The 13,462-nt window shown below is 64.4% G+C and carries 15 protein-coding genes; 7 read left to right on the forward strand and 8 right to left on the reverse strand.

Going from position 1 to position 13,462, the window contains the following annotated elements:
- Positions 1-71 precede the first annotated feature (71 nt).
- Positions 72-392: a 2Fe-2S iron-sulfur cluster-binding protein gene (locus tag FJ426_RS09840; RefSeq protein ID WP_137931040.1), complete on the forward strand. Its 321-nt coding sequence runs from the start codon at positions 72-74 to the stop codon at positions 390-392.
- 331 nt (positions 393-723) lie between these two features.
- Positions 724-1,758 (forward strand): NAD(P)/FAD-dependent oxidoreductase, encoded by a 1,035-nt coding sequence (locus FJ426_RS09845; RefSeq protein WP_140560909.1) that lies wholly within the window; start codon positions 724-726, stop codon positions 1,756-1,758.
- Positions 1,759-1,769: 11 nt separating this feature from the next.
- Here the strand turns inward: FJ426_RS09845 and FJ426_RS09850 are convergent, their stop codons facing one another.
- A complete protein-coding gene (locus tag FJ426_RS09850) occupies positions 1,770-3,245 on the reverse strand; it encodes an MDR family MFS transporter (protein ID WP_140560910.1) in 1,476 nt (491 codons plus the stop codon).
- A gap of 241 nt (positions 3,246-3,486) precedes the next feature.
- On the reverse strand, positions 3,487-4,104 hold the full coding sequence (locus FJ426_RS09855; protein ID WP_181168435.1) for a DUF922 domain-containing protein: 618 nt from the start codon (positions 4,102-4,104) through the stop codon (positions 3,487-3,489).
- Positions 4,105-4,207: 103 nt separating this feature from the next.
- Here FJ426_RS09855 and folP point away from each other — a divergent pair, with 103 nt between their 5' ends.
- Genes folP through folK form a run of 3 tightly spaced genes read left to right on the forward strand, consistent with a single transcriptional unit; the run spans position 4,208 to position 5,933 of the window.
- Positions 4,208-5,059: a dihydropteroate synthase gene (gene folP / locus FJ426_RS09860; RefSeq protein ID WP_140560911.1), complete on the forward strand. Its 852-nt coding sequence runs from the start codon at positions 4,208-4,210 to the stop codon at positions 5,057-5,059.
- Between the two features lie 3 nt (positions 5,060-5,062).
- On the forward strand, positions 5,063-5,422 hold the full coding sequence (gene folB, locus FJ426_RS09865; protein WP_140498905.1) for a dihydroneopterin aldolase: 360 nt from the start codon (positions 5,063-5,065) through the stop codon (positions 5,420-5,422).
- Entirely contained in the window at positions 5,406-5,933 is a 528-nt protein-coding gene (gene folK, locus FJ426_RS09870) for a 2-amino-4-hydroxy-6-hydroxymethyldihydropteridine diphosphokinase (RefSeq protein ID WP_140560912.1), read from the forward strand. Before folB ends, folK begins: the two co-directional genes overlap by 17 nt.
- Here the strand turns inward: folK and FJ426_RS09875 are convergent.
- On the reverse strand, positions 5,925-6,470 hold the full coding sequence (locus FJ426_RS09875) for a DUF924 family protein (protein WP_140560913.1): 546 nt from the start codon (positions 6,468-6,470) through the stop codon (positions 5,925-5,927). The two genes, folK and FJ426_RS09875, sit on opposite strands and share 9 nt — an antisense overlap.
- 12 nt (positions 6,471-6,482) lie before the next feature.
- Positions 6,483-8,318, reverse strand: a complete 1,836-nt coding sequence (locus tag FJ426_RS09880; protein WP_140525371.1) for a monovalent cation:proton antiporter-2 (CPA2) family protein — start codon at positions 8,316-8,318, stop codon at positions 6,483-6,485.
- 263 nt (positions 8,319-8,581) lie between these two features.
- On the opposite strand from FJ426_RS09880, the gene FJ426_RS09885 reads away from it, so the two are divergent.
- Positions 8,582-8,848, forward strand: coding sequence for a hypothetical protein (locus FJ426_RS09885; protein WP_140547541.1), 267 nt, complete (start codon positions 8,582-8,584; stop codon positions 8,846-8,848).
- Between the two features lie 86 nt (positions 8,849-8,934).
- On the opposite strand, the gene FJ426_RS09890 is transcribed toward FJ426_RS09885, so the two are convergent.
- The 4 genes from FJ426_RS09890 to FJ426_RS09905 all read right to left on the reverse strand — a co-directional run bounded on the left by FJ426_RS09890 (position 8,935) and on the right by FJ426_RS09905 (position 12,739).
- Positions 8,935-9,486, reverse strand: a complete 552-nt coding sequence (locus FJ426_RS09890) for a hypothetical protein (RefSeq protein WP_140498896.1) — start codon at positions 9,484-9,486, stop codon at positions 8,935-8,937.
- A 90-nt stretch (positions 9,487-9,576) separates the two neighbouring features.
- A complete protein-coding gene (locus FJ426_RS09895; protein ID WP_140560914.1) occupies positions 9,577-10,698 on the reverse strand; it encodes a TIGR01620 family protein in 1,122 nt (373 codons plus the stop codon).
- Complete coding sequence (locus tag FJ426_RS09900; protein ID WP_140560915.1) at positions 10,695-12,173, reverse strand: YcjX family protein; 1,479 nt, start codon at positions 12,171-12,173, stop codon at positions 10,695-10,697. Before FJ426_RS09900 ends, FJ426_RS09895 begins: the two co-directional genes overlap by 4 nt.
- Positions 12,174-12,235: 62 nt before the next feature.
- A complete protein-coding gene (locus tag FJ426_RS09905) occupies positions 12,236-12,739 on the reverse strand; it encodes a histidine phosphatase family protein (RefSeq protein WP_140498890.1) in 504 nt (167 codons plus the stop codon).
- 271 nt (positions 12,740-13,010) lie between these two features.
- On the opposite strand from FJ426_RS09905, the gene dksA reads away from it, so the two are divergent.
- Positions 13,011-13,427: an RNA polymerase-binding protein DksA gene (dksA, locus tag FJ426_RS09910; RefSeq protein WP_140498888.1), complete on the forward strand. Its 417-nt coding sequence runs from the start codon at positions 13,011-13,013 to the stop codon at positions 13,425-13,427.
- Positions 13,428-13,462 lie beyond the last annotated feature (35 nt).

Below are 13,462 nucleotides of genomic sequence, written 5' to 3' on the forward strand. Positions count from 1 at the left end.
CGGCGCTTTCTCGCCGCAGTTGACTTGTGTGCCCGAGTGATTATCTCGGCGGAAACTCCCTCAGGTGACAAATGACCAAACTGACCTTCATTGCCCATGACGGCACACATTTCGACGTGGATGCCGAGAACGGCTCGACGGTCATGGAGAACGCCATCCGCAATGCCGTGCCGGGTATCGAAGCGGAGTGCGGCGGCGCCTGCGCCTGTGCAACCTGCCACGTCTATGTCGACGAGGCCTGGACGGCGGAAGTCGGCGAGCCGGAAGCAATGGAAGAGGACATGCTGGACTTTGCCTACGACGTCCAGCCGAATTCGCGGCTATCGTGCCAGATCAAGGTGCGCGACGCGCTCGACGGACTGGTGGTGCGGGTGCCCGAGCGCCAAGGCTAAAAGCCGATTTTTGCCCGAGGCAATGAATCCGGGCAGGGGGTTCCTTGGGGGCCGGCTGTTGACGTCGCCTTGAATGGAAAACCCGCCTGTGCGGCGGGCCTCCGGCGCAACTCAGCACCATAACCAAATATCTACCATAGTTGCGGGCACCCCGTCAAGAAAAAATTCCTATCTTGGGAGATGCCGGCCATAAAAAATTGCCGGCGCAGCCGGACTGGCGGTCGTCCAGCCTTTCTTAATCCGGTTCGCAGCTCTGATTTTTGTCGCCACCGCTTGGCAGCAAGCCGGTGGTCATGCAGTCTCACGCCAATCCAGCAGCGAGGCGCGCACCATGACCGGCATCACCAGGACAGACGTACTCATTGTCGGGGCAGGGCCGGTCGGCCTGTTCGCCGTGTTCGAGCTCGGCCTGTTCGACATGAAGTGCCACCTGATCGACATCCTCGATCGGCCCGGCGGCCAATGCGCGGAACTCTATCCGGAAAAGCCGATCTATGACATTCCCGGCTGGCCGTCGATCTCGGCGCAAGGCCTGGTCGACAAGCTGCTCGAGCAGATCGCGCCGTTCAAGCCTGATTTCACCTACAATCGCATGGTCTCCAGTCTCGAGAGACTGGAGGACGGCGGCTTTCGCGTCACCACCGACGAGAACGAGGTGTTCGAGGCCAAGGTGGTGGTGATCGCCGCCGGCGGCGGCTCCTTCCAGCCAAAACGCCCGCCCATCCCGGGCATCGAACCCTATGAGGGCAAGAGCGTCTTCTATTCGGTGCGCCGAATGGAAGATTTTCGCGGCCACGACCTCGTTATCGTTGGCGGCGGCGATTCAGCGCTGGACTGGACGCTCAATTTGCAGCCGGTGGCAAAAAGCGTGACGCTGGTCCACCGGCGCCCGGAGTTCCGCGCCGCGCCCGACAGCGTCAACAAGATGTACGCCATGCAGGAGATGAAGCAGCTGGACTTCCAGGTCGGGCAAGTGACCGGCTTGACCGGCGCCGAGGGCCAACTGACATCCGCCCTGATCAAGGGGCAGGACGGCGACATCGAAGTCCCTTGCACGCGGATGCTGCCCTTCTTCGGTCTGACCATGAAGCTCGGACCGATCGCGGAATGGGGGATCAACCTTCACGAGAACCTGATTCCGGTCGACACCGAGAAGTTCCAGACGTCGGTCCCGGGCATCTTCGCGGTCGGCGACATCAATTGGTATCCCGGCAAGCTGAAGCTCATCCTGTCGGGCTTTCACGAGGTCGCGCTGATGGCCCAGGCCGCCAAGCGCATCGTCAGCCCGGGCGAACGCATCGTCTTCCAATACACGACCTCCTCCTCCAGCCTGCAGAAGAAGCTCGGTGTGGTGGATGCCTCCTGACGCGTGTCGCTTCAGTCGGCCAGTATGGGGGCCTCGGGATGGCCGCGCAGCGGTTTTTCCGGCATCAGGCTTAGCGTCAGCAGCGCCATGATCAACATCACCACGGCGGCGACGAAGATCAGCCCGAAGGCGGCAGCTTCAGCACCGGTGCCGGTCGCCTGCGCGCCTTCGCCCGCCAGCGGCAGCCCGTTGCCCAGGGCGACCGCACCGAGGATAGCAACGCCGAGCGCACTGCCCAGCGAGCGCAGGAACGTCAGCACGCCGGTGGCGACGCCAAGGTGCCTGGGGTCGACGGCGTTCTGGACAGACACCGTGGCCACCGGAAAGGTGGTTCCGCTGCCGAGCCCGACGCACGTCGTCAGGATCTCGACAACCAGCAGCGAAGCGTGCCCCGCCACCAGGCTGAGGACGCCGAGGCATAGAACGGCGAAGGCCAATCCGAAGATGGCGATCCGCTTGTAATGGACGAAACGCGGAATGGTGCGCCCGCTGAATGTCGCGCCGGCCACCGTGCCAAGCATCAGCCCCAGGAGGGCGGTGCCGGATTCGCTTGCCGACAGGCCGATGACCGACTGGAGATAGACCGGCAAGTAGACAGACAGGCCGATATTGGCCGCCTGCAGAAGGAACATGGAGAGCGTGCCGGCAAGGACGATCGGGTTGCTCAGTACCTCGAGCGAAATCAGCGGCTCGGTTGCGCGCAGCAGCCGCAGCGCAAAGGCGCCCCACAGGACCAAGGAACTGGCGACGAGCCCGAGGATCTCCGTCGATAGCCAGGGGTATTCGCTGCCACCCCAGTTCAGCGCCAGAAGCAGCAGGGCCGTGGCGGCGACGAGAAGCAGCGCGCCGAGCCCGTCGATGCGATGCCGTCTTGCCGCGACTGGCAGCTTGCGCAGCGGCTTGTTGATGATGGCCATGGCCAGGATGCCGAGCGGAATGTTGATCCAGAAGATCAGCGACCAATGGAGATGTTCAGCGAACGTGCCGCCGAGCAACGGCCCCGCGATGCTGGCGACTGCCCATGTGCCCGAGATCCAGGCCGCATAGCGTGCCCGCTCGCGTGGCGGCACGAGGTCGCCGATGACGGTCTGCGCCAGGGCGAAAAGCCCGCCGCCGCCGGCGCCCTGGATCGCGCGGCCGATCACCAGCACGAACATGTTGGGCGCCATCGCACTGACCAGCGAGCCGGCGAGGAAGATGAGGATCGCGCCATAGACGGTCGGCCGGCGGCCGTAGACGTCGGAGATCTTGCCGTAGAGCGGCGCCATGGCGGTTGCGGTCAGGAGATATCCGGTCACTATCCAGGGCAGGTACTCGGCGTGGCCGAGCGCTCGCGCGATGGTCGGCATGGCCGGCGCCACAATGGTCTGGTCAAGTGCTGCCAGCAGCATCGACAGGAGAACGCCGCCGATAATGGCGTTCTTCTCGCTTTCCGTCAGCGGCGCGCTCGCGGCCGCCACGGCCTGCTTGTCGACAGCCTGGTCCATAGTCTTTCGTCCATATGCTTGCGCGCGCCGTCCGCTGCGTCGGCTGGGCTAGCCGGGTTGCATCCGCGGCGCGATCGGTCGTGATGCTCGTGTTTGAAAGGTCGTGCCCTTGCCAACCCCTGATATGTCGTCCCGTATAGGCCGATTTCGACCGTTGCCCGAAAATTTTTCGAAGCTGGCACTACGCTTCGGCCCGGTTGGCTCGCACCGCCGCCCCTTTAGGCGACATGCATCAGGACATTCAGGTCGGCGGCAACCGGCCGTTGCCGATGCGCTCGACGCGATAGCGCAGGAGCCGCAGGATGCGGCTTTCGAAATTGACGCTTTCGACACGATCGAACTGCACCTGGGCACGGTCGTGTCTGGCGAGAATGGCGGCGGTGATCTGGGCGGCCTTGGCCTTCGCCGCATCGCAGTCCTTCTGCGGGTAAGCGGCTTTCAGCGCGTCTTCCAGTTCGCGGGCGTGATTCTTGGCGATCTCGACATGGCGTTCCTCATGGCGCTTGATGTCGGCCGACAGCGTGTCCCAGAACAGCCGCACATCCGCGTCGGCCTTGCGTGGACGGCGCCATTCGGGAAGGATAACCTTGACCTTGACGGTCACCGCGGCATCGGCGATCCGGCAGGAGCCGGACTGCCCGGCATAGCTGATGCGCGTGGTGAAGGCCATCTGTGTGGCGCCGGGATGCCGCGAGCCCGTGCTCTTCACCTGCGGACCACGTTTGGAAAGCTGTGCCTCGATGTCTTCTAGCGTCCTGCCGCCGACGGCGAAGTAGCTATATGTCTTGACGAGATTGGCCGCGCCCGCCGGAACGGCGGTGGCGGCAAGCAGCAATGCGCAAAGCAGGGTTCGTTTCATCAGGTTGCCTCTCGCCCTACCTTGCTTTACGGCCACTGCCGGCGCAACGGAATTGATCTGGTGCGGATCACACATGGTTGATGAGCCCCATGGTTGATGAGCAATGACGGCGAGGCGATGGCAGTTGGCGCACGGACGCCATCTCGACCTTGGCGACAAGGCCGTGGTGGTCGGCATTCTCAATGTCACGCCCGACAGTTTTTCCGACGGCGGTCTGTTCGATGCCGCCGAGACCGCGCTGGTCCAGGCGCGCCGCATGCTGGGCGAAGGCGCCCTGGTCGTCGATGTCGGCGGTGAATCGACCAGGCCGGGCGCGTCAGCGATCACGGCCGGCGAGGAGCAGGCGCGCATCCTGCCGGTGATCGAGGCGCTGGCGGGTTCCGGCGAGGTGCTGATTTCGGTCGACACCTATCGCGCCGAGACCGCGCGGCTTGCCGTCGCGGCCGGGGCGCATATCGTCAACGACGTCTGGGGCTTGCAGCGCGAGCCGGACATTGCGCGTATCGCAGCCGAAACCGGGGCGGGGCTCATCATCATGCATACCGGGCGGGATCGCCGGAAACTGCCCGACGTCATCGCCGACCAGTTCGCGTTCCTCGAAAAATCACTGGAAATCGCCCGCCGACACGGCATCGCCGACGATCATATCGTTCTCGATGCCGGCTTCGGCTTCGCCAAGGAGACGGCCGAGGATAACCTCGACCTGATGGCGCGGTTTTCCGAGCTCAACGCCCTCGGATTTCCGCTGATGGCCGGAACCTCGCGAAAACGCTTCATCGGCACCGTCACGGGCCGCGATGCCGCCGAAAGAGGGGCTGGGACTGCGGCGACGAGCGTCATACTGAGATTGAAGGGCGCCGACCTGTTTCGTGTCCACGATGTCGCAATCAACGTGGACGCGCTGGCCGTGGCGGATGCTATGCTGGCGCGCGAAACCGCAGTTTCGGAACGCTGAACCATGTATGTCATCCGCCTGAAGAATTGCGCCTTCTTTGCCCGGCACGGGGTGCTGGACGAGGAGGAGGCGCTCGGCCAGCGCTTCTATGTCGACGCCTCGCTCACCGTGGAGCCCGGGCGCGCGCTGGTCGACGATGCCATCGGGGAAACCGTCAATTACGGTGTTGCCTTCACGGTGATCGAGGAGATCATCACCGGACACAGGCGCTTCCTGATCGAGGCGCTGGCCCTGGAAGTCGCAAAAGCCCTGACGGAACGCTTCCCGCAGATCAGGAAAGCCGAAATCACGGTCCGCAAGCCGAATGCGCCGGTGCCCGGCGTGCTCGATTACGTCGAGGTGACCGTTGTCTGGCCGCAGTAACACCGTCTATCTCAGCCTTGGCGGCAATCTCGGCGATCCGGCGAGTTCGATGGCGGCGGCGCTGCGCCTGCTCGACGCCGATGCCGCCACTCGCGTGGCCGCGGTGTCCTCGCTCTACCGCACGCCGCCCTGGGGCAAGCTCGACCAGCCCGACTTCCTGAACGCCGCCGCGGAACTCTCGACACGGCTCTCGCCGCGGGCATTGCTCGACCTGTGCCTCGATGCAGAGCGCAAGCTGAAGCGCGTGCGCGAGGAGCGCTGGGGGCCGCGCCTGATCGATATCGACATCCTGGTTTTCGGCGACCGCGTCATCCACGAAACCGGCTTGGAAGTGCCGCATCCGCGCATGCTTGAACGTGCCTTCGTGCTGGCGCCGCTGGCCGAGATCGCGCCCGATCTTGCGGTAAGCGGGCGAAGCGTCTCGGAGCGGCTGGCCGCCGTCGATGCGGCCGGTATCGAACGCCTGCCGTCGGGCCGCGACTGGTGGCTGGATAGACCAGGGTCAGCCTGAGAACCCGCCATCGTCCAGAAAGACTTTTTCCTCCGGCGTGGTCTCACGACCGAGCATCTTGTTGCGATGCGGAAAACGGCCGAAGCGCCGGATGATGTCGAGGTGTTCTTCGGCGTATTTGAGGTAGTCCGGCGCGTTGGCCGCGGTGAGCTCGACCGACCGTTCCTGGTCGGCGAGCAATTCCGAATGTTCGAACGGCAGATACAGGAACACCCGCAATTCCGGTTCGAGCGCCAGATCCTGGCCTGACGTTACGGCTTTTTGGGCAAAATGCTTCGCCAGCGGGTCCGTGGCGTACATGTGGCCGGTGCCGCGAAAGCAGTTGCGCGGAAACTGGTCGAGCAGGATCATCAGCGCCAGCGAGCCTTCGGCATGCTCCGACCAGCCGTCGCATTCGCGCCGTGCGGCCGCGTAGTGCAGCTCAAGAAAGCGGTTGCGGAAATCGCCGTCGAAAACATCGCTCTTTTCGAACCATGCGTCCGCTCCGGCATCACGCCAGAATCTGGTGACCGACAGGGCTCTGCTGTCCAAATCCATGCTTTTCTCCTATCAGCCCGCCGGCTCGGACTTGTGCAGAACGCCGGCCGTTTCCTCGTTGAGCGCCTGGCCGGGGCGGCGCGGCGTGGAGAGCGGCGTCGGGATCGGCGTGCCGATATTGCCCTTCAGGAAGCGCTGTCCGGAGCGGATGCCTTCGGCGAGTTGCGTCTCGAAACGGGCGGTGTCGCGGCGGCGGACGTCTTCGACCACCTCGGCGACGTCTTCCGGGTCGACGCCCAGGGCCTCCAGCGTCGAACCGCCAAAAACCAGCGCCGATTCGAATGTTTCACGCAGCTGATAGTCGACGCCTGTGCGGATGAGCTGTAGCGCGGTGCCTCGGTCGAAGGCGCGCGCCAGCACGGTGAGCAAGGGAAACTCGGCTTTGACGAGCTCGGCGATGCGTACGGCGGCATCGGGTTTGTCGACGCAGATGAGCACGGCGCGTGCGCGCCCGGCACCGGCAGCGTGCAGGATGTCCAGCCGCGTGCCGTCGCCGTAGTAGACCTTGAAGCCGAAATCGGCCGCCGCCTGGATCATCTCGACATCGTTGTCGATGATCGACACGTCGATGCCGCGCAGCAGCAATGGCTGGCTGGCGATCTGGCCGAAGCGGCCGAATCCGATGATCAGCACGCTGCCGGTCAGCCCTTCGGCGACGTCGACGCCATCCAGCGACAGCTCGTCGCGCGGCGTCAGATACCGCAACGCGACGATCGCCAGCGGCGTCAGCACCATGGAGATGATGACGATGGCCGTCAGCGTCGCGTTGGCCTGGCCGTCGATGATGCCGACGGAAGCGGCGGCCGAATAGAGGACGAAGGCGAATTCGCCGCCTTGCGCCATGAAGACGGCGCGTTCCAGCGCCTCGCGATGGCCCGACTTCAGGATGCGGGCGACGATGTAGATGCCGAGCGCCTTCATGACCATGTAGGCAACGACATAGACGGCGATCAGCCGCCAGTTCTGAACCACCACATGCAGGTCGAGCGACATGCCCACGGCGAGAAAGAACAGGCCGAGCAGGATGCCGCGAAACGGTTCGATATCGGCTTCGAGCTGGTGGCGGAAGGTCGATTCGGACAGCAGCACGCCGGCCAGGAACGCGCCCATCGCCATCGACAGGCCGCTGAGCTGCATGGCAAGGGCGGATCCGAGAACGACCAGAAGGGCGGCCGCCGTCATCACCTCGCGAGCGCGGGCATCCGCCAGGATACGGAAGAAAGGGTTGAGCAGAAAACGTCCCGCCAGCACCAGGCCGATGATCGCGGCAAGGCCGATACCGACCTCGGCCAGCCGCTCCGACAGGCTGGTGTCGGTGCCGCCTGGCGCCAGGAACGCGATCAGGGCCAGCAGCGGCACGATCGCCAGATCCTCCAGCAGCAGGATGGAGACGATGCGCTGGCCCTTGGGCGAGGCGATTTCGCCGCGCTCTTCCAGAAGCTGCATGACGATCGCCGTCGAGGTCAGCACGAAGCCGGCTCCGGCGACGAAGGATTGCGCGATGGAAAAGCCTCCGGCTATTCCCACACCGGTCAGCAAGACCGCGCAGACCCCGACCTGAAGCGCGCCCAGGCCGAAGATCTCGCGGCGCAAGCCCCAGAGCCGCGACGGCTGCATCTCCAGCCCGATAATGAACAGGAACATCACGACGCCGAGCTCGGCGACGTGGAGGATGGCTCCCGATTCGGAAAACACACCGATGCCGAACGGGCCGATCACCACGCCCGCGGCCAGATAGCCGAGAATCGAACCCAGGCCCATACGTTTGAAGATCGGAACGGCGACAACACCCGCGGCGAGCAGCGCCACCACCTGAACAAGCTCGCTGCCCGCTGCCTCTGCCGCCATTCCCGCCATTCCGCTCGTTTGAGGACCGCAGCCTGTGCGGTCGGGTCAAGACGCCTCGGATCAGGCGCCAGCGCCCCAAGGATAGGGGCTTCGGCGGGCATGTAACAGCCCGAATCCTGCGGCGGGCAATGTTGCAGGCACGTTACACAAGTTGAGCGCGAGGCCGCGTTGCGTCTGGCTGCAATCGGAGGTTAAGCACGCTCGGCTTCGGCCAGTGGAGGGTGTGGCGATCAAGCCGCGCCCTTTTTGAGGAGATGACTGACATGAAGAAGTTTTTGCTCGTTGCCGTCGGCCTGGCGGTGCTCGCCGGCTCGGCTTGCTCCAAGGCGCCTGAGTGCACGGCCGAGGTCGCCACCAAGAAGGCGCAGGACATGGCCGCCGCGCTGCAGGAGGCGGTTACCAAGGATCCGTCCAAGGCGGCCGATCTGACGGCCAAGGTGCAAGAGGTGACGACCAAATATCAGGGCACCACGACCCTGGCCGACGCCTGCAAGGCCTATGATGAGGTGACGGCGGCGATCAAGGGCTGATCGTTCCTATCGACGTCTTCAAAAGGAGGCGGTGGCGATGGGCCGCCGTCTCTTTTTGTGTTTGGTTACAGGCGGTTGATACGCGCTCAGTTCGGCGCGATGGAGCCGACTTCGATCGCGTCGACCCGCTTCAGGCTCATGCCGATCACCGGCACCAGCTGGTCCGCGACGCGCACTGCAACCGTCACCGTCATCGAATTGTCGTCGGGGATGCGTGCCTGCATGACGCCGCGCAGCTGGTTGCGGTTGATGGTGAACACCACCTTGCGGGCATCGACCACATTGCCGCCGATGATATCGAGGCCGGCACCGGCCGCGCCGCCCATGAAGGAGCCCTTGTAATCGCGCCCCTTGCGCTCGATCTTGGCCGACATCGGCTGGGTGAACATGCCCACACGGCAGCCGCCGTCGAGCGTCATGCCCATCTTGCCGTCGGGCGTCGAGCCGGTGAAGCTGCAATTGAACTTCGTGCCCTTGTATTTGCCGGCGACGATCTCGCCCGGGCCCACCCACTTGCCTTCGGCGGACCGGAAGAACTGCTTGTCCGGCTCCGCCGCGGACGCCTGTGCGGCAATGCCGGCGACAGTGGTGATCGCAACCGCCAGGGGCAACAGGCTGGACAGAATTACGCTTTTCATCGACGACACCCGGCAACAAAGAGGCTGTTTTGGAACCAGTGCGACCATGAACAAGATTGGTTAATGCTTCGTCACTGCCAAGGTCGTCGTTCACTTGCCAGGCGGGGTGTTCTCGCTTTCCTTCCTGCTTGCGAACGATGTCAGCGCGGAGAGGAAATCACCCAGTCCCGGCCGTTTTGCCGCACTGAAGGGCAGGGGGCGCGCCGTCTCCATCGCGGCGATGCCGATGCGCGCCGTCATCATGCCGTTGACGACGCCTTCGCCGAGCTTGGCGGAGAGGCGCGCAGCCAGGCCGTGGCCGACGATCTGCTGGACGAAACTGTCGCCGACGGCGATCGAACCGGTGACCGCCAGATGCGCCAGCACGCTGCGCGCCAGGCGAAAGAAACCCAGTGTTCCCGGCCGCCCGCCATAGAGTTCCGAAAGGCGCCGGATGAGGCGCCCGGCCTCGAACACGACATAGGCTACGTCGACGAGCGCACGCGGACTGACGGCCGTCACCAGCGACACGCGTTTGGCGGCTTCCAGGATCATGATCTTGGCCCTGGCGTCGAGAGGGCCAAGGATCTCCGCCTCAGCGAGACGCACCAGATTGGCGCCATCGATGATCTCGTCGCGCAGATCGGCCAGCGCGCGCCTGCCCGCGGCCGTTTCGGGTTTGGCCGCGACGAAGGCCGACAGCTCGTCGACCACCAATCGCGCCGCCTTGGGATCGTCGCGTGCAATCGCATCGAGCGCACGTTTCTGCAGCTTTTCGACCTCGGCAAGCCGGGCGATCGCCAGGAACTCGCGAATCAGGATCACCACCAGCGCCAGCACGGCGACGGCAGCCATGCCGGCGGCCAGCCAACCCAGCCACTCGGCGCGCGCGAACAGATCGCGAATGAGCTGATCGGTCCACAGGCCGATGGCCAGCGAAACCAGCACCCCGAACGCGCCGAAGAAGATGGAGCCAAGCAATGAACGTTTCCTGCGAGCGACCGCCGGCGGCGGTTCGGCAGCGACGATGTCCGGATCGTCGAACACGTCGATCTCCGACGGGATGACCAGCGCGACATCGCTCTTCACCGCGCGGGGCTTGCGCTGTGTGTCGGTCTGGACACGGCGCGCCTCCGGCGCCCCGGCCTGGGCACGGCGCGCCTGCGCCGCGTCCTGCTGCGATGTGGCCTCCGGTTCGATGCGGAATGCCGCCGGCTTGCGGGGCGCGGTCATGCCAGATGGTCTCCGATCAGGAACTGCAAGGCACGGTCGAGCCGGATATGCGGCAGTGATAGCATGACGCCCTCGGCCGTGCGCTCGAGTTTTGGCGGGCGAAAACGCACGAAGCGGATCGCCGGGTCGGTATTGTCCTGCCTGTGCGCTCCCCCGGGAGCTTCGAAGACAGCATCAATTTTCTCCGGTAAATCACCGGGAAATATAGCTGTTTCAGCTTTCCCGTCAAAGGCGTCGCCATTGATCGTCTCGCCCGCGAGCGGTGTGCCGATGATGACCGGCAATGTCTCGCGGCCCTGTTTGACGGTGCCTTCCCGTGTTGCGCGCACCGCCGCCATGGCGACGACGTCGACGCCGGCGCCGGTGAAATTCGCCCGCGCCACGGCGCGGTCTGCCAGCCGCCGCACGATCGCCTGCAAGCGGTCATGGCTGTCGTGATGCAGGTGGTCGGCCTTGGTGGCGGCGATCAGGATACGATCGATGCGCCGCGAGAAAAGATCGGTGAGGAAGCTGCCGCGTCCAGGACGGAAACAGGCGAGGATCTCGGTCACCGCGCGCTCCAGGTCGGCCATGGCGCCGGGGCCGGCGTTCAGCGCCTGCATGGCGTCGATCAGCACGATCTGGCGGTCGAGCCGGGTGACGTGTTCGCGGAAGAAGGGTTTGACGACATGGGTCTTGTAGGCCTCGTAGCGCCTTTCCATCATCGCGTGCAGCGAGCCGCTGCGCGGGCGCTTGTCGCCCAGGCTGGCCAGAGGCGCGAAGGTCAATGCGGGCGAGCCTTCGAGATCGCCAGGCATCAAGAAACGGCCCGGCGGCAAAGTCGAAAGCGCCCGCTCGTCGAGCTTGCAGGCTTTGAGATAGGCGGCGAAATCCTCGGCCAGGCGGCGCGCCGTCATCTCCTCGGCATCGGCGTTCGGGTCGATCTCGGCCGATAGCGCCCGCCAGGCCCGCGACAGGTCCTCGCGCACCGGCAACGCAGCCATTTCAAGGGCTTCGCGCGAAAAATCGGCGAAGGATTTTCCGAGCAGCGGCAGGTCGAGCAGCCATTCGCCGGGATAGTCGACGATGTCGACCGACAGTTTTCCGGAGGAAAAAATCCTGTTCCAGCCGGAAGCCGATTCATATTCGATGGTCAGCCGCAATTCGGAGATGGCGCGTGTCGAATCGGGCCAGACGCGGTCGTTCACCAAGGCGGCGATATGGTCCTCGTACTGGAATCGCGGCACCGCGTCGTCGGGCTGCTCTTCGAGGAAAGCGCGCGCGATGCGCCCGGATTTCTGCGCCTCGAACAGCGGCAGGCGCCCGCCATGAATAAGGTTGTGGACCAGCGCCGAGATGAAAACCGTCTTGCCCGCCCTGGAAAGGCCCGTGACGCCCAGCCGCAGCGACGGCGAAAATAGCCCGCTGGCGCGGCCCGAAAGCGTGTCGAGCGCAATTCTCGCCTCGTCGGTGAAAGTGGTCAGCGATGACGCCAAAATTGTCTCTCGATGCTGCGACAGGTCCGATATAGGCGTTGCCGTGCTGGTTTGAAATGGCGTCAGAGGTCAGCCGGCGTCAGGAATGCCTCGAGATAGCCGGCACCCTGGGCGGCCCCGGCAAGATCGCCGCTGAAGCGCACGACCGCCAGGCCCGAGGTCGGGAAACCATGATTGAGCATGGCGCGGGCGCTTTCCTCGCCATCGCCGGACACCGCCATGGCGAGATCCTCCGTCATCGGATTGTGGCCGACGAGCAGCATCGAACCCACCCCACCATTGTCCCGGATGAGGCTGAGGTACGCGGCCGCGTCCTCGCTGTAGAGCGCGTCGACGAACAGAACCCGGCCGGTGTCGGCCCGACCGGCCACGCCTTCCAGCGTCTCCTTCGCGCGCCGGGCTGTGGAGCAAAGCGTCAGATCGGGCACATAGGAGCGCGACCGCATGGCGATGCCCATCGCCTCCGCATCAGCGCGGCCGGACGCATCGAGCGGGCGATCGAAATCACGCATGCCGGGCAGCGCCCATCCGGCTTTGGCGTGCCTCAACAGATAAAGCCTGCTCACCCAACCTCCACCGTGCCAACAGCCCGAACCTTGCCGTGATTAGCCATAAGAACGGCGTGGCGCACAATGGCAGTCGTTTTTCGGACATGACGAATCATCAGCCGGCGGCTGCCAGTTCGAAGGATCCGGTACCTAAGACCAGCCCGAATCACCTCAATCGCGCTCCTCGAGGCAGATTAACAATTGCGTGAATCGGTAATCGATTGCGCTTGTGCAGGCGTTTGACCGCGAATATATAGGCGCCAAATTTGGGGCTGTTTGGGTGAGTCGAATGAACGATGCCGTTACCGCCGATTACGTACCCTCCGAAGACGAGCCGTTCATGAACGAGCGGCAGAAATCCTACTTCCGCTCAAAGCTCGTCACCTGGAAGAACGACATATTGCGCGAAGCGCGCGAAACCCTCGAAATCCTACAGCAGGAAAACGCCAATCATCCCGATCTAGCCGACCGCGCCTCTTCGGAAACCGACCGCGCCATCGAACTCAGGGCGCGCGACCGCCAGCGGAAACTCATCGCAAAGATCGATTCGGCCTTGCAGCGCATCGAGGAAGGCACTTACGGCTATTGCGAGGAGACCGGCGAACCGATCGCGCTGAAGCGGCTGGATGCCCGCCCGATCGCAACCTTGTCGATCGAAGCGCAAGAGCGCCACGAGCGCCGCGAGAAGGTCTATCGCGACGATTAGCCTGCGGTCTGCATTCAAGAAGATTTCAGCGATAT

The organism is Mesorhizobium sp. B2-6-4 (genome assembly GCF_006441495.1).
Taxonomy (GTDB): domain Bacteria; phylum Pseudomonadota; class Alphaproteobacteria; order Rhizobiales; family Rhizobiaceae; genus Mesorhizobium.

What these genes read in the sequence shown, in the direction of transcription:
- FJ426_RS09890 (WP_140498896.1), bottom strand. Translation starts at nt 9,486, where the DNA reads ATGAAAAGCGTAATTCTGTCCAGCCTGTTGCCCCTGGCGGTTGCGATC.
- folB (WP_140498905.1), top strand. Translation starts at nt 5,063, where the DNA reads ATGTATGTCATCCGCCTGAAGAATTGCGCCTTCTTTGCCCGGCACGGG.
- FJ426_RS09850 (WP_140560910.1), bottom strand. Translation starts at nt 3,245, where the DNA reads ATGGACCAGGCTGTCGACAAGCAGGCCGTGGCGGCCGCGAGCGCGCCG.
- FJ426_RS09885 (WP_140547541.1), top strand. Translation starts at nt 8,582, where the DNA reads ATGAAGAAGTTTTTGCTCGTTGCCGTCGGCCTGGCGGTGCTCGCCGGC.
- dksA (WP_140498888.1), top strand. Translation starts at nt 13,011, where the DNA reads ATGAACGATGCCGTTACCGCCGATTACGTACCCTCCGAAGACGAGCCG.
- folP (WP_140560911.1), top strand. Translation starts at nt 4,208, where the DNA reads ATGACGGCGAGGCGATGGCAGTTGGCGCACGGACGCCATCTCGACCTT.
- FJ426_RS09880 (WP_140525371.1), bottom strand. Translation starts at nt 8,318, where the DNA reads ATGGCGGCAGAGGCAGCGGGCAGCGAGCTTGTTCAGGTGGTGGCGCTG.
- FJ426_RS09895 (WP_140560914.1), bottom strand. Translation starts at nt 10,698, where the DNA reads ATGACCGCGCCCCGCAAGCCGGCGGCATTCCGCATCGAACCGGAGGCC.
- FJ426_RS09840 (WP_137931040.1), top strand. Translation starts at nt 72, where the DNA reads ATGACCAAACTGACCTTCATTGCCCATGACGGCACACATTTCGACGTG.
- FJ426_RS09875 (WP_140560913.1), bottom strand. Translation starts at nt 6,470, where the DNA reads ATGGATTTGGACAGCAGAGCCCTGTCGGTCACCAGATTCTGGCGTGAT.
- FJ426_RS09855 (WP_181168435.1), bottom strand. Translation starts at nt 4,104, where the DNA reads ATGAAACGAACCCTGCTTTGCGCATTGCTGCTTGCCGCCACCGCCGTT.
- FJ426_RS09845 (WP_140560909.1), top strand. Translation starts at nt 724, where the DNA reads ATGACCGGCATCACCAGGACAGACGTACTCATTGTCGGGGCAGGGCCG.